This is a genomic window from Escherichia sp. KTE172, assembly GCF_000408845.1.
Lineage (GTDB): Bacteria > Pseudomonadota > Gammaproteobacteria > Enterobacterales > Enterobacteriaceae > Escherichia > Escherichia coli.
Genome location: NZ_KE137316.1, coordinates 3498017 through 3520461, shown reverse-complemented (window position 1 = coordinate 3520461; position 22445 = coordinate 3498017). Strand labels below are relative to the sequence as shown.

Genomic DNA, 22445 nt, shown 5'->3' with positions numbered 1-22445 from the left:
CGTCACTCCACCAGCAATAATTTATAAAGCGGTTGATTCTCTTCAACCAAATCGGCAAGCGTGTAGTTATCCAGTTCCGTAAGAAAACTTTGCACGGCCTTAGAAAGCGCCTGTTTCAACCGACAGGCAGGTGTAATGTGGCAAAACTCACTGCTGCAATTCACCAGCGATAAGGGCTCCAGCTCGCGCACCACATCACCAATACGTATCGCACTCGCCGGTTTACCCAGACGAATGCCGCCATTTTTTCCACGAACAGCAGTCACGTAGCCGGCACGACTAAGTTGATTGATTATTTTGACCATATGATTACGGGAGACGCCGTAGACGTCAGTCACTTCAGAAATACTGGTCATCCGCCCTTCTGGCAATGACGCCATGTAGATCAGCGCACGTAATCCGTAATCAGTGAAACTCGTTAACTGCACATCAACCTCAAAAGGGAAATCGGGAAAAAATACATTTATATTGATGATAAACCAGCCACAAGCTGTGTCGCTAATTTATTTCAGTTCGGGGAAGGAAAAAAGCGAGGATTTAACACTGTGTCGGATAGCGTAATGGCTTACCCGACACAGCAATGTATCACACTGTTAGCCCGGCAGGCAAAATATCTGCCAGGCGTACCAGAATTACGCGTCGAACGGGTCGCGCAGAATCATGGTTTCAGTACGATCCGGACCGGTAGAGATGATATCGATCGGCACACCGGTCAGCTCTTCAATACGCTTGATGTAGTTCAGCGCCGCCTGCGGCAGGCCGCTACGATCTTTCACGCCGAAGGTGGATTCAGACCAGCCCGGCATGGTTTCGTAAATCGGCTCTACACCTTTCCAGTCGTCAGCTGCCAGCGGAGTGGTAGTCACTTCACGACCATCCGGCATACGGTAAGCCACGCAGAGTTTCACCTCTTTCAGGCCATCCAGAACGTCCAGCTTGGTCAGGCAGAAGCCAGACAGGGAGTTCAGCTGTACCGCACGACGAACGGCAACGGTGTCCAGCCAGCCGGTACGACGACGACGACCCGTAGTTGCGCCGAATTCGTTACCCTGCTTGCAGAGGAACTCGCCAGTTTCATCAAACAGTTCAGTCGGGAACGGACCTGCACCCACACGAGTGGAGTAAGCTTTGAGGATACCCAGAACGTAATCAACATAACGCGGGCCCAGGCCGGAACCGGTCGCCACGCCACCAGCAGTGGTGTTGGAAGATGTTACGTACGGATAAGTACCGTGGTCGATATCCAGCAGCGTACCCTGAGCACCTTCGAACATGACGAAATCGCCACGCTGACGCGCCTGGTCGAGCAGGTCAGAAACGTCAACCACCATAGAAGTCAGGATGTCGGCAACAGCCATCGTATCATCCAGAACTTTCTGGTAATCAACCGCTTCAGCTTTGTAGTAGTTAACCAACTGGAAGTTGTGATATTCCATCACTTCTTTCAGTTTTTCAGCGAAGGTTTCTTTGTCGAAAAGGTCGCCAACACGCAGACCGCGACGTGCCACTTTATCTTCATAAGCAGGCCCGATACCACGACCGGTGGTGCCGATCGCTTTCGCGCCACGCGCTTTCTCACGCGCGTTATCCAGCGCAACGTGATAATCAAGGATCAGCGGACATGCTTCAGACAGCAGCAGACGCTCACGAACGGGGATGCCACGGTCTTCCAGTTCTTTCATCTCTTTCATCAGCGCGGCTGGAGACAGCACAACACCGTTACCGATGATGCTGGTTACATTCTCGCGGAGAATACCTGATGGAATAAGATGGAGAACGGTTTTTTCACCGTTGATTACGAGAGTATGGCCTGCGTTGTGACCGCCCTGGTAGCGTACAACATATTTAGCCCGTTCAGTCAGAAGATCGACGATCTTACCTTTACCTTCGTCACCCCATTGGGTGCCCAGTACGACGACGTTGTTACCCATTTTTCAAAATCACCGTTTGCTTAAAAATGGATTCTACCATCGCTTTTTCAGAGTTACAGCACTTTTTGCACTCAAAAATGACCTCGATCAGTCTGTTTTTTGTTCAGCCAATCGTTTTCCTCAACATGTAGTAGACCACAACGCCCGCAACCACAAGTCCACCGCCAAAACGACGTAAAATATTATCGGGCAAATTGGTCATCGCAGAGATCATCTTCTTCCATGCCTTCGGGTAAAGCATCGGCCCTAAACCTTCCAGTACCAAAACCAGGGCAAGCGCCAGCCAGATTGTCGAATTCATTCATTATCCTTATAGAAAAAGAAAACCACCGACATCCCTGAGGATGCGGTGGCTTTATTGACCTGTACCGCAGTCGTTATATTAACGCGTTGCGGAAGTCGGCGTCTTCATGTAGCGGAAGAAATCGCTGTCCGGGCTCATGACCATCACGTCCTGATTGCCAGAGAAGCTGTTCTCATAAGCACGCAGGCTACGGATGAATGCGTAGAAGTCCGGATCTTTACTGAATGCATCAGCAAACAGTTTGGCTGCTTCGGCATCGCCTTCACCACGCATGATGCGGCCCTGACGCTCAGCTTCTGCCAGCGTTCTGGTCACTTCATAGTCGGCAGTCGCGCGCAGTTTTTCAGCTTCTTCCTGACCTTGTGAACGGTGACGACGCGCTACCGCTTCACGCTCGGCGCGCATACGGTTGTAGATCGCTTCAGACACTTCGGTCGGCAGGTTGATCTGCTTGATACGCACATCGACAACTTCAATACCCAGCGCCGCCATACTGTTCGGGTTGATGACCGGAACTTTGCCCTTCGTCTCAGCCGTTACGCGCTCTGCCGCTTCGGCAATGGCGTTATCTGCCGCCGGGGTAGTAACTTCATCTTCTGTACCCGCAGAACCGGAGTTCAGCGCGTCACGTACTTCGAGGGTCAGACGACCACGGGAATCAGTGACGATATCTTTCACGTCCAGGCGACCAATTTCAGAACGCAGACGGTCAGAGAACTTACGTTTCAACAGCACTTCCGCTTGCGAAATGTCGCCACCACCCGTTGCCAGGTAGTAACGGCTGAAATCGCTGATGCGCCATTTGATGTAAGAGTCGACGATCAGGTCTTTCTTCTCTTTGGTCACAAAGCGGTCGGCCTGGTTGTCCATGGTCTGAATACGTGCGTCGAGCATTTTCACCGTTTCAATGAACGGTATCTTGAAATGCAGACCCGGCTCATAAACCAGAGGTTTGTTGTCATCGTCACGCAGTACCTTACCAAAACGCAGCGTAATACCGCGCTCACCTTCTTTGACGACAAAGACAGACATGTAAAGCACTACCAGCACGATGATGATAATCGCGATAACTGACTTACGCATCGTTATTCCCCCTGACGCTGGTAGTCGTTACGCTGCGCGTTGGCGCGGCGTTGGTCCATAATATCGCCCTGACTGGTGGACGACGTGTTGCTTGCTCCACTGGTTGTGGAGGAAGAGGCTGGCGGCAGACGCAGCAGATTGCTGGCACCGTTATCGCTCTTCGCCGCAGGGGCGTTACCACCTTTCAGCATCTGGTCTAACGGCAGAACCATCAGGTTGCCACCTTTATCGTTAACCAGCACTTTGCGGGTGTTACCCAACACTTTTTCCATCGTCTCGATATACAGACGCTCGCGAGTAATTTCCGGCGCAGCTTTATATTCCGGCAGAAGTTTAGCAAAGCGCGCCACTTCACCCTGAGCTTCCAGGATGGTCTGGGCCTTGTACGCACGTGCCTCTTCGAGGATACGTTGCGCCTGACCGTTCGCACGCGGCTGAACTTCGTTGGTATACGCTTCTGCTTCACGAATGTATTGCTGTTCGTTTTCACGCGCGGCAATCGCATCGTCAAACGCCGCTTTTACTTCTTCTGGCGGACGAGCTGCCTGGAAGTTGACGTCCAGCAGAGTGATACCCATGTCATACGGACGAATCGTCTCTTCCAGTTCGCGCTGAGTATCGCTACGAATCACGGTACGACCTTCCGTCAGAATGCGGTCCATGGTGTATTTACCGATAACCCCACGCAGGGCGCTGTCGGTAGCCTGACGCAGACTGTCATCCGGGCTGGTCACGCTATACAGATATTTTTCCGGATTGGTGACGCGGTACTGCACGTTCATCTCAACGCGCACTACGTTCTCGTCCGACGTCAGCATCACACCAGAAGCGGCCAGTTCACGCACGGCTTCCACGTTCACCGGTTTGACTTCGTCGATAAACGTCGGTTTCCAGTTCAGACCCGGCTCAACCAGATGGCTGAATTTACCAAAGCGTGTTACCACGCCACGTTCGGCTTCTTTAATGGTATAGAAACCACTGGCCGCCCAGATAATGACAATCGCTGCCGCTGCGATGGTAACGACACGACCGCCAAGCTGCGGGCGCGGGCCTTGCGATGAACTGCCACCGCCAGATCCGGTGCCTTTACCGCCGCCCAGACCACCAAGCTTTTTGCTCAGCTTGCGGAAGATATCATCTAAATCAGGTGGCCCTTGATCGCGACCGCCTTTGTTTCCATTTCCCTCAGAGTTGCCGCCAGGTTTGCTGCTTCCCCACGGGTCGCGGTCTTGTCCGTTATTACCGGGCTGATTCCACGCCATGTTTGTGCTCCATATTTGTTATGCGGTGATCCCTGTTGTCTTTCGACGCCAGAGGATATGACTCCACGCTTCAGACGCTACGCCGTTAGATCAGGTAATCGATCAACGCCGGTTCTTGTTTACAGAGGCGACGCCAGTCAACGATCGGCATACGAACTTGCAGACTTACGCTGCCGTCCTCCTCCATCCACTCTTTTTCTATTGCCTGAAGCTGATAAAAACGACTTCTCAGACGCCCTTCCTGCGGTGGCAGACGCAATGTATGCTGCGCCACCTCGCCGGAAAGCCGCTCCGTCAAAGCCTGAAAAAGCTGTGGTATCCCCGCTCCGGTCTGTGCGGAAAGCCAGACACGGATCGGTTTGTTCTCTTCATCCCGATCAATACGCGGTTCGAAATCTTCCAGCATATCGATCTTGTTCATCACCAGCAGGGTTGGGATCTCGTGAGCGTCGATCTCTTCAAGAACCGTATTCACCGCTTCGATGTTTTCTTGTACACGTACATCCGCCGCATCAATGACGTGCAGCAGCAATGTGGCTTGCCGCGTCTCTTGTAACGTGGCTTTAAATGCCGCCACCAGATCGTGCGGCAGGTGGCGAATAAACCCTACGGTATCTGCCAACACGGTTTCACCGACATCCGCGACGTCAATACGCCGCAACGTCGGGTCGAGGGTGGCAAACAACTGGTCTGCCGCGTAGACCCGCGCTTCGGTGATGCGATTGAAAAGGGTAGATTTACCGGCGTTGGTATATCCCACCAGCGAAACAGTAGGAACGTCGGCTTTGATACGCGATTGCCGCCCCTGCTCACGCTGCTTTTCAACTCTTTCCAGGCGCGACTGTATCTGCACGATGCGATTACGCAACAAACGACGGTCGGTTTCGAGCTGGGTTTCACCCGGACCACGCAAACCTATCCCGCCTTTCTGTCTTTCAAGGTGGGTCCAGCCACGCACCAGGCGCGTAGCCAGATGGCGCAGCTGCGCCAGCTCAACCTGCAACTTACCCTCATGGGTACGGGCACGTTGGGCGAAAATATCTAAAATAAGGCCGGTGCGGTCGATGACACGACACTCGCACAAACGCTCCAGGTTACGCTCTTGCGCCGGGCTCAGGGCATGGTCAAAAAGAACGACCGAAGCACCCGTCGCTTTGACAGCTTCCGCAATTTCAACTGCTTTACCTTCACCTACAAAATACTTTGGGTGCGGCGCTTTACGGCTACCGGTAATCACCTGCAATGCTTCGACACCGGCGGAAGAGACCAGAGATTCAAACTCCTGGAGGTCTTCCATATCTTTGTCTTGCGTAAAATAGATGTGTACCAGTACCGCCTGCTCACCAGCATCATAACGGTCAAACAAGCGTATAACCCTCTAAATAGATCAGCGGGGAACGCAGGATCGCTGGCTCCCCGTGTAAAAAAAACAGCCCGAAACCTTATTCGTTTTCTTCGCTGTCCTGTTGCGCGGAAGTATTCTGCGCGCTGCTACCATGATGGTAGTTACTGCTGGTACTGCCACCGGCGTTGTTACTGTGATGAGAAACCGGGCGAGACGGGACAACAGTAGAAATCGCGTGCTTGTAAACCATCTGGCTGACCGTGTTTTTCAACAGGATCACGAACTGATCAAAAGACTCGATTTGCCCTTGCAGCTTAATACCATTCACCAAATAAATAGAAACTGGAACACGTTCCCGACGCAGTGCGTTCAGGAACGGATCTTGTAAAGATTGCCCCTTAGCCATTCTCTCTTTTCCTTATATGCTTATTTGTACTTTGAACCTTTCGATTCTGAAAAAATTGCGCACGATACGTCTCAATTGTACACATTCAGCCTGCGATAGCACCAACAACCTGTAATACTTCGTCACGCGCCTGTTCTGGTTTTTCACTATCAAGCCAGTGAACCCCTTCCCAACCACGCAGCCAGGTTATCTGCCGCTTCGCCAACTGTCTCGTGGCGCAAACACCTCGATAAACCATTTCATCGTATGATATTTCGCCTTCAAGGTAAGACCACATCTGGCGATAACCCACGCAACGAATGGAAGGCAAGTCCGTATGCAAATCTCCTCGGGCAAAAAGCGCCCGGACTTCTGCTTCAAAACCTGAAGCCAACATCTGATGAAAACGCTGCTCAATTCGTTGATGGAGCAGTTCACGGCTCGCCGGGGCGATGGCGAACTGATGCACCTGATACGGTAGAGCGTCTCCTGACGTTTGCGTCAGTTCCGTTAAAGTTTTACCCGAAATGAAAAAAACTTCCAGTGCCCGGGAAAGCCTTTGTGGATCATTTGGATGAATCCTTGCTGCCGCAACCGGATCGATCTCCTGAAGTTGACGATGCAATGACTCCCAACCTTGCTCTGCCGCCTGTTGCTCAATTCTGGCCCGCACTTCCGGGTCTGCCGACGGTAGCGGCGACAACCCTTCCAGCAATGCCTTGAAATACAACATCGTACCGCCCACTAACAGTGGGATCCGCCCCGCCGCGGTGATATCGGCCATTTCCGCCAGCGCATCGCGGCGAAAATCAGCAGCCGAGTAAGCCTGCGACGGATCGCGAATATCCAGCAATCGGTGCGGCGCGGCGAGTAACTCTTCAGCGTTCGGCTTCGCCGTCCCGATATCCATCCCTTTGTAAATAAGGGCAGAATCAACGCTTATCAACTCTACTGGTAAAATTTTACGCAGCTCAATGGCTAACGCCGTTTTACCGGAGGCCGTCGGCCCCATCAAAAAAATCGCCTTAGGCAGGCTCGCCTTACTGATATCACTCATCTTTCAGGGCTTTTATCGCCGGATGTAAATCAACAGATTGTAACAGACCACCCGGCGGCGTTTTCACAAGTTGCGGACATAACCGTTCCACGTCCGCCAGCAGAGTTATGGCCTGCGCCATTGACCACTGCGCATGTTCGCTCATCAGATTTCGTGCAATCCACTGCGCAATATTGCCAGGTTCGAATACGGACTGCTTCGCCAGGTAGCCTATCAGTTCAGGAATCAAGATTTGTAAATTTTGTTGGCGTAAGGGTAAAGGCACGGCCCTGATGGTCACATGCTGTGCATCTGACTGGAAATCAATACCCAATTCCGCCAGGGCAGACTGCGCTTTTTCTAATGCCGATTTTTCTTCGCCAGAAACTTTTAGCCGCAACGGAATCAGCAGCGGCTGGGCGCAAACTGGCGCTTCACCCGGCGTCAGTTGCGCCTGACGCAGCCAACGTTCTGCCACTGGCAAGGCTAAAAGTGAAATGTTGCCGCCGCGCTCCAGCAACGCACAGTCGGAATGGACGATAGTCAGTACCCGACCAAAACTCTGACTGTTCGCCGCAAGTGCAGGTTCCTGCGGTTCTGGCGCTTTTGGTTTTTGCATCGGCGCGGGCGTTTGCAAAAGCTGGCGATACACTTCACCTTGCTGTTTCTGGTAGCCTGGCTGCGCATTCGGCCAGGGGGCAGCCGGACGACTGCCTGAGGCGGGCGCAGGAGTGTAACGCGGAGCTACTGGTTCACGAACTGCCGGTTCAGCAAAGTGATTGCGCCCCGCCGCCACGCGGTTTTCCGGAATGGCACGCGGTGCAGGTTGGGGGTCATCGTCCAGCGGTAGCGGCGTTTCCAGTTGCTGTTGTAGCACGCTCAGCACACCCTGATAGATAAAGTCATGCACCAGACGCGACTGATGGAAACGCACTTCGTGTTTGGCAGGGTGCACGTTGACGTCCACCTGATGTGGGTCGATCTCCAGATACAACACAAATGCCGGTTGCTGATCGGCCCCCAGTTTGTCTTCACAGGCCTGGCGGATCGCGTGATTGATCAGGCGATCGCGCATCATGCGACCATTCACATAGCAATACTGAATTTCCGCCAGTGCGGGCGTGGTGTGATTCGGATCTGCCACCCAGCCGCGCAGCGTAAGATCGCCGTGTTGCCATTCAATCGCCAGCGCTTGTTCGAGAAAAGCGGTGCCGCAAATCGCGCCTAAGCGCCGTTCTTTTTGCCCGCCTTCCGGCACTGCGCGGTACTGACGCACAATTTTACCGTTATGCGACAGGTTGATCGTGACGTCGAAACGCGCCAGCGCAATGCGGCGAATAATTTCATCGATATGGTTAAATTCGGTTTTCTCGGTGCGCAGGAATTTGCGCCGCGCCGGGGTGTTGTAGAACAGATCCAGCACCTCCAGCGTCGTTCCCACCGGATGCGCCGCCGGTTTAACCGTTACGTCCATATCGCGCCCTTCGGCATAGGCCTGCCAGGCTTCCTGCTGTTCTGCGATGCGTGAAGTGAGCGTCAGGCGCGAAACCGAACTGATACTCGCCAGCGCCTCACCGCGAAAGCCAAGGCTGATAATGGCTTCGAGATCGTCCAGAGAGGCGATTTTACTGGTGGCATGACGAGCCAGCGCCAGCGCCAGCTCATCTTTTTTGATACCGCAGCCGTTATCACGAATGCGGATAAGTTTCGCCCCACCGCGTTCGATATCAATATCGATACGCGTCGCACCTGCATCGAGGCTGTTTTCCACCAGTTCTTTGACTACCGACGCAGGTCGCTCGACCACCTCACCTGCGGCAATCTGGTTCGCCAGTTGTGGCGGTAAGACCTGAATTGGCATCAATCGTCCTTAGTTTGGCAGCGTGCGATCTGGCGTCGTCACCGTACTGGCAGTTTGTGCCGTTGCACCCTGCGGCGCAGATTGCATCGGATGCGCAAGGAAATAATTACGCAGGCCTTTGTAAATGGCTTCTGCCAGCTGTTGTTGGTAATCGTCGCTCGCCAGCAAACGTTCTTCGCTGTTGTTGCTGATAAAACCGGTTTCGACCAGTACTGATGGGATATCCGGCGAACGCAGAACGCCAAGGCTGGCGTGTTCTGGTCGACGTTTATGTATTTCGCCAATGCGTTGCAACTGGCTGATCATACTGGTCGCTACATCATACCCTACACGCTGGGAATGGCCGAACTGTAAATCCAGCACAGCCTGGCTTAAATAGGGGTCAGACTGACTGTTCGCCAGCACATCGCCCGCTCCGCCCAATAGCTCCGACTGTTTCTCATGCTGTTCCAGCCAGCTTGCCATCTCGCTGTTTGCACGACGGTTAGAGAGCACCCATACGGAAGCGCCAGTCGCACTGCGGTTTGGTGCGGCATCAGCGTGAATCGACACGAGGAAATTGGCGTTTTGCTTACGAGCCACATCGCTGCGCCCCATCACCGAGATAAAGTAATCCCCGTCACGGGTTAAAACGCCTTTAAACATCGGATCGTCATTGAGCAAAGTACGCAATTTACGCGCGATGGCGATGGTGACATTTTTCTCCCGCGTACCACCGGGGCCGATAGCGCCAGGATCCTGACCGCCGTGTCCGGCATCAATAGCGATGATAATTTTATCGCCTGTGTTAGCCGTCGCGCGCGCTGCCGGACGCGTTACCGTATTACTGCTGATAACACCCGTAGTGCGGTTACTTTCCGTTTTAAACGGATTGCGCGCCGGTTCGCTGACGCGCGGTGCGACAACCGCAGGCGTTTCAACGCGTTTCGCAACCACAGGCGGCGGAGGAGGCGGTGGCGGCACATCGGCGTTAATCGTAAAGACGACAGTGTAATTGCTGCCATTCTGCCGCTTCACCGCTTCGGTTTTACCGTTTTCGGTAAGATCAACCACCAGCCGTAGCGTTTGTGCATCTTTAGGCGTTCCGGAGCGAATCGCCTTCACCAGATTATTGCCGCTGAACAACAACGGCAGCCCCTGAATCACGCCCGTTTGTTTGATATCGAGCGCCACGGTGCGTTTGCTTTGATGGCTAAACGCATAATCAGGATCGCCAATAAAACTCAACGTTATCCGCGCCTGTTGATTACCGTTAGAAACCTGAATATCAGAGAGCGTCGCGGCACCCACCTGCGCGCACAGCAGCAGCAACGTCGCTACCAACCAATTTCTGATGCGATACATCATCCCGCCACCTTTCAAAGGTTAACCGGCTAAACGCGCCAGCAACAATTCACCCGCAGAGGAAACCGCACTCACGCGCGCCTCACGGCCTTGTGCCTGATAATCAATGTGTATTTCGACATCCGGGTCAGGAAGAACACCTGTACCTTGTTGTGGCCACTCCACCAGGCAGATGGCATCGTTGGCAAAATAATCGCGGATCCCCATAAACTCCAGCTCCTCGGGATCGGCGAGGCGGTACAAATCAAAGTGATAAACCATTAAGTTGTCGAGCGTATAGGGTTCGACCAGCGTATAAGTGGGGCTTTTGACATTACCCTGATGGCCCAAAGCCTGCAAAAAGCCCCGGCTAAAGGTGGTTTTACCTGCGCCTAAATCGCCATACAGATAGATTACGGTTGCGCCATCGCAGGCTTTCGCTACCCGCTCGCCCAGGTCTAATGTTGCCTGCTCATCAGGGAGCGGAATTACTCGATTCATCATGGTTTTTATCAGTCACTTCCGGGTTAACAATACGCTGTAGCGTGGAAAAGAGATCGGTTGCCAGCATCCCGCGCGTTCCAAAACGCGCCGCCAGTACGTCAGCTGCCGCACCGTGCGCGACGCAGCCCGCACAGGCTGCATCATACGGCGACAGTTTTTGCCCAAGCAATGCGCCAATAATACCAGAGAGCACATCGCCCATGCCGCCGCTCGCCATGCCTGCATTCCCGGCATCAATAATGCCTAAAGCGTCAGGATGGGCGGCGACCACGGTTCCGGCACCTTTCAGCACCGCTACGCCGCCATAACGTTGTACCAGACGTTTGGCGCAATGTAAGCGGTCACTTTCAATTTCAGCGACGGAACAGCCTAACAACCGTGCGGCCTCGCCAGGATGCGGCGTGATCACGCGATTGTGACGCTTATCGGGATTGATTGCCAGCAGGTTCAATGCATCGGCATCCCACAACATCGGTTTGCGAAAATTCTCAACTTTTTGCAGGGCTTTTTTCCCCCACTCTTGCTGACCCAGACCGGGACCAATCACCAGCACATCGGCCCATTCCAGGCTTTCGGTAAGAGAGTCCATCGTCAGTTCATGCACCATCAATTCCGGTCGTGCAGTCAGCAGCGGCGCAATGTTTTCACTGCGGGTCAATACTCGAACTAAACCAGCACCAGCACGCAGTGCCGCTTCCCCCGTCATACGAATAGCTCCCGCCGTGCCGTGATCGCCGCCAATAATCACCACTCTCCCGTGATCGCCTTTATGCGATGTCGGGCGACGCGGTTTCAGCCAGTGAGAAAGTTGTTCTGCCGAAAACCGCTGAATTTTCGTCTCCTGACCTGCCAGCCAGCTATCCAGCCCCAGTGAGTCAAAATGCAGTTGTCCGGTAACATCCCGCGCTTTTCCAGTGAGCAAGCCTGGTTTCAGCGCAATAAAAGTGATGGTGTGATCGGCGTTGATCACCGCGCCTGGCGTAGCGCCAGTTTCAGCCAGCAGGCCGGAAGGGATATCAACCGCCACAATCGGCGCAGGATGGGAATTAGCGTGGTCGATTAACTGGCTAATGGATTCGCGGGGTGCTTGCTGCAAGCCGGTACCGAGCAGCGCATCAACAATCAGATCTACCGATTCGGGCCAGACAATATTCGAAGCATGGATCTCGCCTCCCGCGTTTAACCATGCTTCGCGTGCCAGCGCGGCCTCTTCCGGCAACGGTTTGTCACTTTCCTGGGCCAGCAGCGTGACCTCAATACCGACCGCTTTGGCCAGTCGCGCGACCACGTAGCCATCGCCGCCGTTATTACCATGACCGCACAGCACCAGCCAGTGGCGGGCGTCAGGATAAGCCGTGCGACACACCAGGAATGCGGCTTCGCCAGCGCGAAGCATCAGCTCATAGAGTGTGAGCCCCAGCGCATCTGCCGCCTCGCGTTCTCCGCGGCGGATATCGTCGGCGTACCAGACGGTGTGTGGTATACTTACGGGGTTTTTCTTCATTGTATGGTCCGTCATGTCAGAGCCCCTCGATCTCAATCAGTTAGCGCAAAATATTAAACAGTGGGGGCTGGAACTGGGCTTTCAGCAGGTAGGTATTACCGATACCGATCTCAGCGAGTCCGAGCCCAAACTGCAAGCATGGCTGGACAAACAATACCACGGCGAAATGGACTGGATGGCGCGTCACGGTATGCTGCGCGCTCGCCCCCATGAGTTATTGCCCGGTACGCTGCGCGTGATCAGCGTGCGGATGAATTACCTTCCTGCTAACGCCGCATTTGCCAGCACGCTGAAAAACCCCAAACTCGGCTATGTTAGCCGTTATGCGCTGGGCCGTGACTATCACAAGCTTCTGCGCAACCGACTCAAAAAGCTGGGCGAGATGATTCAGCAACATTGTGTTTCGCTGAATTTTAGACCGTTTGTCGATTCTGCGCCTATTCTCGAGCGCCCGTTAGCTGAAAAAGCAGGACTTGGCTGGACAGGTAAGCACTCACTTATCCTCAATCGCGAGGCCGGTTCGTTCTTCTTTTTAGGCGAATTGCTGGTCGATATTCCGCTGCCCGTGGATCAACCAGTCGAGGAAGGATGCGGTAAATGCGTGGCCTGTATGACGATTTGCCCGACCGGTGCCATCGTCGAGCCATATACCGTCGATGCTCGCCGCTGTATCTCTTATCTCACCATCGAACTGGAGGGGGCGATCCCGGAAGAGTTGCGACCGTTAATGGGAAATCGTATTTATGGTTGCGATGACTGCCAGCTTATCTGCCCGTGGAATCGCTATTCGCAACTCACTACAGAAGACGATTTCAGCCCGCGTAAGCCGCTACACGCACCGGAACTCATTGAGTTATTCGCCTGGAGTGAAGAGAAGTTTTTAAAAGTCACGGAAGGTTCGGCGATTCGCCGTATAGGTCACCTGCGTTGGCTGCGTAATATTGCCGTAGCCTTAGGCAATGCGCCCTGGGATGAAACGATTCTGGCGGCGCTGGAAAGTCGTAAAGGTGAGCACCCACTTCTTGATGAGCACATAGCGTGGGCGATTGCGCAGCAAATCGAGAGACGAAATGCGTGCATAGTCGAAGTGCAATTGCCGAAAAAACAGCGTCTGGTTCGGGTAATTGAAAAAGGGTTACCGCGTGATGCCTGATTCATCCACAGCTTGTGAATAAAAATAAAAACGCATTGCAATTCAAGACGAATAAAATCGTCAAGTGATCGACTCGACAAAACGAAATCTTAATTTTTAACTTATCTATCAATAGATTAAAAAAATACTATTCACCGTGCGAAGTTTCTTTGAAATTAAGATTACGGCCTGAGGCTGTGGATAACTCTGTTTACAAGAGTTTGTCAGAGACAACAAAAACCAGCAATAACGCATCGCGTCGCTGTGGATATTTTATTGAGAGAAGAATTTGGAGCGGGAAACGAGACTCGAACTCGCGACCCCGACCTTGGCAAGGTCGTGCTCTACCAACTGAGCTATTCCCGCTTAATCTTCGTCTTTCGAACCGCTACTGCCTTGGCTGCCTTCACTCACCTTAGTCACTTACTTTTGTAAGCTCCCAAGGATTCGTTCAGTTGCCGCCTTGTCGCAATTCGAAATACTGCGATTGGGTGGTCTGTGCTTTGCAGCACTTTTCAAATTTTGGAGCGGGAAACGAGACTCGAACTCGCGACCCCGACCTTGGCAAGGTCGTGCTCTACCAACTGAGCTATTCCCGCGTACTACTTAATTTTGCTTTCGTAATTTTCGCATTTCTGCGTCGTTACGGGAGGCGCATTATACGAGAAATCTTTCCCTCTGCAACCCCCCTAAAAAATTTTTTTTGAGTTTTTATCTCAAATGCTGAAATTATCAGCAAGACGTTCAATTTAGCGTCAAAATCACGCCGCCGCAAGTGGATTCCGGCGCTTACGTGACCAGGAAAAATTTTACAGCTTGATAAAATGCTCGCGGTAGTAAGCCAGTTCTGCCACCGACTCACGGATATCATCCATCGCCTGATGCGTCCCCTGCTTGGTAAAACCATCAAGAATTTCCGGCTTCCAGCGGCGCGCCAGCTCTTTCAGCGTGCTGACATCAAGATAACGGTAGTGGAAGTACGCTTCCAGCTCCGGCATGTATTTAAACAGGAAGCGACGATCCTGGCCGATACTGTTACCGCAAATCGGCGATTTACCCGCAGGCACCCACTGTTTTAAAAATTCGAGCGTTGCCAGTTCAGCTTCCCGATCGCCCATCGTGCTCGCTTTCACGCGCTCCACCAGCCCGCTGGCGGTATGGGTACGGACATTCCAGTCATCCATCAGCGCCAGCTGTTCATCAGACTGGTGTACTGCAATGGTCGGCCCTTCTGCCAGAATATTCAGGTTGGCATCGGTCACCAGCGTGGCAATCTCAATAATGCGATCGCGCTCGGGATCCAGACCGGTCATCTCAAGATCGATCCAAATCAGGTTGTTTTCATTGGCACTCATGCTATTTTCCACCCATTCACAGTGACTATATTGATCCACAATTGCGTGTATCATAGATGTTTTGCCCATCAGGGGCGACCAGGAGTCTGTACGATTGAGTAAAAATAAACTCTCCAAAGGCCAGCAGCGCCGCGTGAACGCCAATCACCAGCGTCGTCTTAAAACGTCTAAGGAGAAGCCCGACTACGACGACAATCTGTTTGGCGAGCCTGATGAAGGTATCGTCATCAGCCGCTTTGGTATGCACGCTGATGTGGAATCCGCAGATGGCGACGTTCACCGCTGCAATATTCGCCGTACCATCCGTTCGCTGGTGACCGGCGACCGCGTAGTCTGGCGTCCGGGTAAACCGGCGGCGGAAGGCGTAAATGTCAAAGGGATCGTGGAAGCGGTGCATGAGCGCACCTCAGTGTTAACGCGCCCGGACTTCTACGATGGCGTGAAACCTATTGCCGCCAACATCGACCAGATTGTCATTGTCTCCGCCATTTTGCCGGAGCTGTCGCTCAATATTATCGACCGTTACCTGGTGGCCTGCGAAACCTTGCAGATTGAGCCGATTATTGTGCTCAACAAGATAGACCTGCTGGACGACGAAGGTATGGAGTTCGTCAACGAGCAGATGGATATCTACCGCAATATCGGTTATCGCGTATTGATGGTTTCCAGTCATACTCAGGATGGGCTGAAACCGCTGGAAGAGGCGTTGACCGGACGCATCAGCATTTTTGCCGGGCAGTCTGGCGTTGGCAAATCCAGCCTGCTTAACGCGTTGCTGGGGCTGCAAAAAGAGATCCTGACCAACGATGTTTCTGACAACTCGGGTCTCGGTCAGCACACCACGACCGCCGCTCGGCTGTATCACTTCCCGCACGGCGGTGATGTGATTGACTCCCCAGGTGTGCGTGAGTTCGGCCTCTGGCACCTGGAGCCGGAACAAATCACTCAGGGCTTTGTCGAATTCCATGACTACTTAGGTCTGTGTAAATATCGCGATTGCAAACACGATACCGATCCGGGCTGCGCTATCCGGGAAGCGGTTGAGGAAGGAAAAATCGCGGAAACCCGTTTCGAAAACTATCACCGTATTCTGGAAAGCATGGCGCAGGTAAAAACGCGTAAAAACTTTTCTGATACGGATGACTGACAATTAAGCTAACCGTCGTTAGAATCGTCCCCTTTTTTTCAGGATCCGGCATGTAGGCCGGATCAGGAACGACAAAACAATGGCCTGGAGGCTACCTTGTTAAATTCATTTAAACTTTCGCTACAGTACATTCTGCCGAAACTATGGCTTACTCGCCTGGCGGGTTGGGGCGCAAGCAAGCGGGCAGGATGGCTGACAAAACTGGTTATCGATCTGTTCGTTAAATACTACAAGGTCGACATGAAAGAGGCGCAAAAGCCGGATACCGCCAGCTACCGCACCTTTAACGAATTCTTTGTCCGTCCGCTGCGTGACGAAGTACGCCCAATCGATACCGATCCGAATGTACTGGTTATGCCTGCCGATGGCGTTATCAGCCAGTTGGGTAAAATCGAAGAAGATAAAATCCTGCAAGCCAAAGGCCACAACTACAGCCTCGAAGCCCTGCTGGCAGGCAACTATCTGATGGCGGATCTCTTCCGTAACGGTACGTTTGTGACCACTTACCTCTCCCCACGTGACTACCACCGCGTACACATGCCGTGCAACGGTATTCTGCGTGAGATGATCTACGTGCCGGGCGATCTCTTCTCCGTTAACCATCTCACCGCTCAGAACGTGCCGAATCTGTTTGCCCGTAACGAACGCGTGATCTGCCTGTTCGATACCGAATTTGGCCCAATGGCGCAGATTCTGGTCGGTGCGACGATTGTAGGCAGCATTGAGACGGTCTGGGCGGGCACCATTACGCCGCCGCGCGAAGGCATCATCAAGCGCTGGACCTGGCCTGCCGGGGAAAACGACGGTTCTGTGGCACTGCTGAAAGGCCAGGAAATGGGTCGCTTTAAACTCGGTTCCACCGTTATCAACCTGTTTGCACCGGGTAAAGTGAATCTGGTTGAGCAACTGGAAAGCCTGTCTGTCACGAAAATTGGCCAGCCGCTGGCAGTATCTACCGAAACCTTTGTTACGCCAGACGCTGAACCCGCCCCGCTTCCTGCTGAAGAGATCGAAGCAGAACACGACGCCAGCCCATTGGTTGACGATAAAAAAGACCAGGTCTAATCCATCAAAGGAAACGCTGACGTGCGCCTGATTATCACTTTTCTGATGGCCTGGTGCCTCAGTTGGGGGGCGTACGCCGCGACGGCCCCCGATAGCAAACAAATCTCACAAGAACTGGAGCAGGCAAAAGCGGCGAAACCCGCGCAACCGGAAGTCGTAGAGGCGCTCCAGTCTGCCTTAAATGCGCTTGAGGAACGGAAAGGTTCCCTTGAGCGCATCAAGCAATATCAAGAAGTCATTGATAATTATCCGAAACTCTCCGCTACTCTGCGCGCGCAATTAAACAACATGCGTGACGAGCCGCGCAGCGTGTCACCGGGAATGTCTACCGACGCGCTGAATCAGGAAATTCTCCAGGTCAGTAGCCAGTTGCTGGATAAAAGCCGTCAGGCCCAGCAAGAGCAGGAACGCGCCCGCGAGATTGCCGATTCGCTGAATCAACTGCCGCAACAGCAAACCGATGCCCGCCGTCAGTTAAATGAAATCGAGCGCCGCCTGGGGACGCTTACCGGCAATTCCCCGCTCAATCAGGCACAAAATTTCGCGTTGCAGTCTGACTCCGCACGCCTGAAAGCGCTCGTCGATGAACTGGAACTGGCGCAGCTGTCCGCCAATAACCGCCAGGAATTAGCGCGCTTACGCTCAGAGCTGGCGGAAAAAGAGAGCCAGCAACTGGATGCGTATTTGCAGGCCTTACGTAATCAGTTGAACAGCCAACGTCAGCTTGAGGCGGAGCGGGCGCTGGAAAGTACCGAATTGCTGGCAGAAAACAGCGCCGATTTGCCGAAAGATATCGTCGCGCAATTCAAAATTAACCGCGAACTATCGGCGGCGCTGAATCAACAGGCGCAGCGGATGGATCTCGTTGCCTCGCAACAGCGTCAGGCTGCCAGCCAGACGTTACAGGTCCGGCAGGCGTTGAATACGCTGCGTGAACAGTCGCAATGGCTGGGATCGTCCAACCTGCTCGGTGAAGCGTTGCGGGCGCAGGTGGCACGGCTACCGGAAATGCCAAAACCACAACAGCTTGATACCGAAATGGCGCAGTTGCGTGTGCAACGGTTACGTTATGAGGATCTGCTAAATAAACAGCCGCTGCTAAGGCAAATCCATCAGGCCGACGGTCAGCCGCTGACCGCCGAGCAAAACCGTATTCTGGAAGCACAGCTACGCACTCAGCGTGAGTTGCTGAACTCATTGTTGCAGGGTGGCGACACGCTACTGCTGGAACTGACCAAGCTGAAAGTCTCCAACGGGCAACTGGAGGATGCGCTGAAAGAGGTGAACGAAGCGACGCACCGCTATCTGTTCTGGACCTCTGACGTGCGCCCGATGACCATCGCCTGGCCGCTGGAGATCGCCCAGGATCTGCGTCGTCTCATTTCGCTGGACACCTTCAGTCAGTTGGGCAAAGCCAGTGTGATGATGCTGACCAGCAAAGAGACAATTTTGCCGCTGTTTGGCGCGTTGATTCTGGTCGGTTGCAGTATTTACTCGCGCCGCTATTTCACCCGTTTTCTTGAACGTTCGGCGGCGAAAGTCGGCAAAGTGACTCAGGATCACTTTTGGCTGACGTTGCGCACTCTTTTCTGGTCGATTCTCGTCGCGTCACCGCTCCCGGTGCTGTGGATGACGCTGGGTTACGGCTTGCGCGAGGCGTGGCCTTATCCGCTGGCGGTAGCGATTGGTGATGGCGTAACAGCCACCGTACCGCTGCTATGGGTAGTGATGATTTGCGCTACCTTTGCCCGCCCGAACGGCTTGTTTATCGCTCATTTTGGCTGGCCGCGCGAACGGGTTTCCCGTGGGATGCGCTACTACCTGATGAGCATCGGGCTTATTGTGCCGCTGATTATGGCGCTGATGATGTTCGATAACCTCGACGACCGTGAATTCTCCGGTTCGCTGGGACGGCTTTGTTTTATCCTCATTTGCGGTGCGCTGGCGGTGGTCACTCTCAGTCTGAAAAAGGCCGGGATCCCGCTGTATCTCAACAAAGAGGGCAGCGGTGACAACATTACCAACCATATGCTGTGGAACATGATGATTGGCGCACCGTTGGTTGCCATTCTGGCGTCGGCGGTGGGTTATCTGGCAACGGCACAGGCGCTGTTAGCGAGGCTTGAAACCTCGGTTGCCATCTGGTTTTTGCTACTGGTGGTTTATCACGTTATCCGCCGCTGGATGCTGATCCAGCGCCGCAGGCTGGCGTTTGACCGGGCGAAGCATCGCCGGGCAGAGATGTTAGCGCAACGTGCGCGTGGCGAAGAGGAAGCGCATCATCACAGTAGCCCGGAAGGGGCAATTGAAGTCGATGAAAGCGAAGTCGATCTCGATGCCATCAGTGCGCAGTCCTTACGGCTGGTGCGCTCAATTTTGATGTTGATCGCCCTGCTTTCGGTCATTGTGCTGTGGTCAGAAATCCATTCCGCTTTCGGCTTCCTCGAAAATATTTCGCTGTGGGATGTCACTTCCACGGTACAGGGCGTAGAAAGCCTGGAGCCAATTACCCTCGGTGCGGTGCTGATTGCCATTCTGGTGTTTATCATCACCACGCAGCTGGTACGCAACCTGCCCGCGCTGCTGGAACTGGCGATTTTGCAGCACCTGGATTTAACGCCGGGTACGGGCTACGCCATCACCACCATCACCAAATATCTGCTGATGCTGATTGGCGGGCTGGTCGGCTTCTCAATGATTGGTATTGAGTGGTCGAAATTGCAGTGGCTGGTTGCCGCGCTCGGTGTTGGTCTCGGTTTTGGTTTGCAGGAAATTTTCGCCAACTTTATCTCTGGCCTGATCATCCTGTTCGAAAAACCGATTCGCATTGGCGATACGGTAACGATCCGCGATCTTACTGGTAGCGTGACGAAAATTAACACCCGTGCCACCACCATCAGCGACTGGGACCGTAAAGAGATAATCGTGCCGAACAAGGCATTTATTACCGAGCAGTTTATCAACTGGTCGCTCTCTGACTCGGTCACGCGCGTGGTGTTGACGATTCCGGCCCCTGCCGATGCCAACAGTGAAGAAGTGACGGAAATCCTGCTCACCGCAGCGCGTCGCTGCTCGCTGGTGATCGACAACCCGGCACCGGAAGTCTTCCTGGTGGATCTGCAACAGGGGATTCAGATTTTCGAGCTGCGTATTTACGCCGCTGAGATGGGTCACCGTATGCCGCTACGCCATGAGATCCACCAGCTGATTCTGGCTGGCTTCCACGCCCACGGTATCGATATGCCATTCCCGCCCTTCCAGATGCGTCTGGAAAGCCTCAACGGTAAACAAACGGGGAGAACGCTGACGTCTGCGGGCAAAGGTCGTCAGGCGGGAAGTTTGTAATGCATGAAGCTGCCAAATGATGTCAACGTGGCTCATTTAGCAGCTTAACATCATCTTCAGTTATCACCGGCCCTGGAGAGTATCATCCATACGCATTACTTCCTGACAACTCATCGTCGGAGAGACGATGAGTTGCAGGATTTCATAGGATCAGTCGAGAGCTAACTCAGGTTTATTCGCCATGCGACTGCAATAGTTCTGGTAAATCGCCATCGCTAACAGCGAGAAGAAGACAGGGCCGCCAATCATCCACAATGTGCTGTCCCAGTCTCCGGCTTCAACCACAGGCTGAATAATGGTGAAGACGTTCGCAAATGTCACCACCAGAACGACAACCACCGTCGCAATCATTGCCGACATACGCGTTTTGAAAATCACAAACGGTCTGTCGAGATCCTGACGTGCTTTAAAGAATGGGAAAGCCAGCGCGAGGAACAAGTAAGGAAGCGTCATAGACACGTTCGCCATCAGCGTCAGCTTGTTAAAGAACGCCGATGCGGTACCGCCACCAAACGAAACCAGCAGGATGAAGACAGTAACCAACCCGCACTGCATCCACATGGCGATAGACGGCATCCCCATCGCATTCAGGCGCGTCATCGGTTCCGGCCACAATGCTTTCGGCGTTCCCTGGATGATGGCTTTCAGCGGTGAATAGCAAAGCGTAAAGAACGCACCGGTATAAGCGAGGAACATCGAAAGTCCGGTAATACGCGCAAACCATACGCCCAGCGACAATGACGCTTCTGGTGACAAATGCAGTGCGTTACCCAGCGTCACCCCGAGGCTCTTCATCAGCACATAGGTAATATTGCCGAGGTTAACGGAACCATTACTTAATACCTGCTGCCAGTTTGTGCTGACGCCCCATAAAAATATTGCCAGCGAATAACCGATTGAAATAACAATAGCGGCAAAAACAATACCTTTGGCAAAGTTCTTTTCTGGATTTTCCGTTTTATCGACCAGACCACCAACCGCTTCAATTCCGCCATAGGCAAAAATAGCAAATACCACAAACGATAGCATTGCCAGACCGGACTGATAACCTGGGTTCGGTGATGCAAGGAAATTAATATCCTGCGCGAAATGCCCACCATTTAATAACAAAATAGTAATGCTTACTAACAGCAATACTAAATTCAGACACATTACTGCAATACCGCCCACCGCAGTAATGCGGGCAATTTTATTAATCCCCTTTGAAGCAACGACGGTGACCAGAATCATCCATGCCACTGCCAGCAGACCAACCACCTGCGTAGGCTCCAGTCCGGCAATATGCCAGTGCTGGGTCATGTCGCTACCATAGAGGAATGTTGAGAACGGTACCCAAACTTTCGCGGAGGTACTCACCATCCAGATGATATAAGAGGAAAACCACATAAACGTACCAATGAAGGCAAAACGTGGTCCGACACTATTATTCATCCAGGAATAGATACCGCCTTCTTCTTTGCGATAAGCAGCTCCCATTTCAGCCATCATTAAGGCGAATGGAATAAAGAATAACAATGCAGAAAATATATAAAAGGGAATCGCACTATAACCCATTAAGTAATAAGCCGATGGGCTATTGGCAAATCCAAATACGGAAGTAAAGATCATCAATATGAGTCCTATCAGACTCATCTTTTTTATCGTGTGAGGCATGAAACCATCCTTCATTTCAGCGCGTGTATAAAACGCGCCCACTGAACTGCACTGCCCAACATTGAGCGGGCAGCGTAAAAACCAATACAGAATTGATACCTGGATGATATCAAATATCCAGTCTTAAATTGTGGCCTTTAGCGGAAAAATGAAAACATATGCTACAGAATGGCGCTTATCACGCCATTCTTCGCGGTTAATTCAGTAATT

General features: G+C 53.0%; 19 protein-coding genes and 2 tRNA genes. 4 read left to right on the top strand and 17 right to left on the bottom strand.

Features of this window, described 5'->3' with window-relative positions:
* Window positions 1-2: 2 nt before the first annotated feature.
* From nsrR to nnr, 12 genes are all read right to left on the bottom strand, one after another.
* Window positions 3-428 (bottom strand): nitric oxide-sensing transcriptional repressor NsrR, encoded by a 426-nt coding sequence (nsrR, locus tag G434_RS07410; protein WP_001177639.1) that lies wholly within the window; start codon window positions 426-428, stop codon window positions 3-5.
* Between the two features lie 204 nt (window positions 429-632).
* Window positions 633-1931 (bottom strand): adenylosuccinate synthase, encoded by a 1299-nt coding sequence (gene purA / locus G434_RS07415; protein ID WP_000527955.1) that lies wholly within the window; start codon window positions 1929-1931, stop codon window positions 633-635.
* Window positions 1932-2034: 103 nt separating this feature from the next.
* Entirely contained in the window at window positions 2035-2232 is a 198-nt protein-coding gene (locus G434_RS07420) for a DUF2065 domain-containing protein (protein ID WP_001089295.1), read from the bottom strand.
* A gap of 81 nt (window positions 2233-2313) precedes the next feature.
* Window positions 2314-3318, bottom strand: a complete 1005-nt coding sequence (hflC, locus tag G434_RS07425; protein ID WP_001232412.1) for a protease modulator HflC — start codon at window positions 3316-3318, stop codon at window positions 2314-2316.
* A 2-nt stretch (window positions 3319-3320) separates the two neighbouring features.
* On the bottom strand, window positions 3321-4580 hold the full coding sequence (hflK, locus tag G434_RS07430; protein WP_000312488.1) for an FtsH protease activity modulator HflK: 1260 nt from the start codon (window positions 4578-4580) through the stop codon (window positions 3321-3323).
* Between the two features lie 85 nt (window positions 4581-4665).
* Window positions 4666-5946, bottom strand: coding sequence for a ribosome rescue GTPase HflX (hflX, locus tag G434_RS07435; protein ID WP_000460360.1), 1281 nt, complete (start codon window positions 5944-5946; stop codon window positions 4666-4668).
* A 76-nt stretch (window positions 5947-6022) separates the two neighbouring features.
* On the bottom strand, window positions 6023-6331 hold the full coding sequence (gene hfq, locus G434_RS07440; protein ID WP_001051886.1) for an RNA chaperone Hfq: 309 nt from the start codon (window positions 6329-6331) through the stop codon (window positions 6023-6025).
* 85 nt (window positions 6332-6416) lie between these two features.
* A complete protein-coding gene (gene miaA / locus G434_RS07445; protein ID WP_001280339.1) occupies window positions 6417-7367 on the bottom strand; it encodes a tRNA (adenosine(37)-N6)-dimethylallyltransferase MiaA in 951 nt (316 codons plus the stop codon).
* On the bottom strand, window positions 7360-9207 hold the full coding sequence (gene mutL / locus G434_RS07450) for a DNA mismatch repair endonuclease MutL (RefSeq protein WP_001122459.1): 1848 nt from the start codon (window positions 9205-9207) through the stop codon (window positions 7360-7362). The genes miaA and mutL overlap by 8 nt, the downstream gene beginning before the upstream one ends.
* A gap of 9 nt (window positions 9208-9216) precedes the next feature.
* Complete coding sequence (gene amiB / locus G434_RS07455) at window positions 9217-10554, bottom strand: N-acetylmuramoyl-L-alanine amidase AmiB (protein ID WP_000990302.1); 1338 nt, start codon at window positions 10552-10554, stop codon at window positions 9217-9219.
* Window positions 10555-10572: 18 nt separating this feature from the next.
* The gene (gene tsaE, locus G434_RS07460) at window positions 10573-11034 is read right to left on the bottom strand and encodes a tRNA (adenosine(37)-N6)-threonylcarbamoyltransferase complex ATPase subunit type 1 TsaE (RefSeq protein ID WP_000981977.1); all 462 of its coding nucleotides are present in this window, start codon (window positions 11032-11034) and stop codon (window positions 10573-10575) included.
* Window positions 11006-12553 (bottom strand): bifunctional ADP-dependent NAD(P)H-hydrate dehydratase/NAD(P)H-hydrate epimerase, encoded by a 1548-nt coding sequence (nnr, locus tag G434_RS07465; RefSeq protein ID WP_001323087.1) that lies wholly within the window; start codon window positions 12551-12553, stop codon window positions 11006-11008. Before nnr ends, tsaE begins: the two co-directional genes overlap by 29 nt.
* On the opposite strand from nnr, the gene queG reads away from it, so the two are divergent.
* A complete protein-coding gene (gene queG, locus G434_RS07470) occupies window positions 12552-13691 on the top strand; it encodes a tRNA epoxyqueuosine(34) reductase QueG (RefSeq protein ID WP_001294246.1) in 1140 nt (379 codons plus the stop codon). The genes nnr and queG overlap by 2 nt on opposite strands.
* On the opposite strand, the gene G434_RS29935 is transcribed toward queG, so the two are convergent.
* The 4 genes from G434_RS29935 to orn all read right to left on the bottom strand — a co-directional run bounded on the left by G434_RS29935 (window position 13674) and on the right by orn (window position 15025).
* Window positions 13674-13727: a hypothetical protein gene (locus G434_RS29935; protein ID WP_100664635.1), complete on the bottom strand. Its 54-nt coding sequence runs from the start codon at window positions 13725-13727 to the stop codon at window positions 13674-13676. The genes queG and G434_RS29935 overlap by 18 nt on opposite strands.
* A 233-nt stretch (window positions 13728-13960) precedes the next feature.
* A tRNA-Gly gene (locus G434_RS07475) sits at window positions 13961-14036 on the bottom strand.
* A gap of 157 nt (window positions 14037-14193) precedes the next feature.
* Window positions 14194-14269, bottom strand: a tRNA-Gly gene (locus G434_RS07480).
* Between the two features lie 210 nt (window positions 14270-14479).
* A complete protein-coding gene (gene orn, locus G434_RS07485) occupies window positions 14480-15025 on the bottom strand; it encodes an oligoribonuclease (RefSeq protein WP_001295188.1) in 546 nt (181 codons plus the stop codon).
* A gap of 94 nt (window positions 15026-15119) precedes the next feature.
* Here orn and rsgA point away from each other — a divergent pair, with 94 nt between their 5' ends.
* From rsgA to mscM, 3 genes are all read left to right on the top strand, one after another.
* Window positions 15120-16172 (top strand): small ribosomal subunit biogenesis GTPase RsgA, encoded by a 1053-nt coding sequence (gene rsgA, locus G434_RS07490; protein WP_000041976.1) that lies wholly within the window; start codon window positions 15120-15122, stop codon window positions 16170-16172.
* 96 nt (window positions 16173-16268) lie between these two features.
* A complete protein-coding gene (asd, locus tag G434_RS07495; protein WP_000934920.1) occupies window positions 16269-17237 on the top strand; it encodes an archaetidylserine decarboxylase in 969 nt (322 codons plus the stop codon).
* 21 nt (window positions 17238-17258) lie between these two features.
* Entirely contained in the window at window positions 17259-20582 is a 3324-nt protein-coding gene (gene mscM, locus G434_RS07500) for a miniconductance mechanosensitive channel MscM (RefSeq protein ID WP_001236793.1), read from the top strand.
* Window positions 20583-20732: 150 nt separating this feature from the next.
* Here mscM and yjeM read toward each other — a convergent pair whose 3' ends face one another.
* On the bottom strand, window positions 20733-22235 hold the full coding sequence (gene yjeM / locus G434_RS07505) for a glutamate/gamma-aminobutyrate family transporter YjeM (RefSeq protein WP_001446769.1): 1503 nt from the start codon (window positions 22233-22235) through the stop codon (window positions 20733-20735).
* Window positions 22236-22445 lie beyond the last annotated feature (210 nt).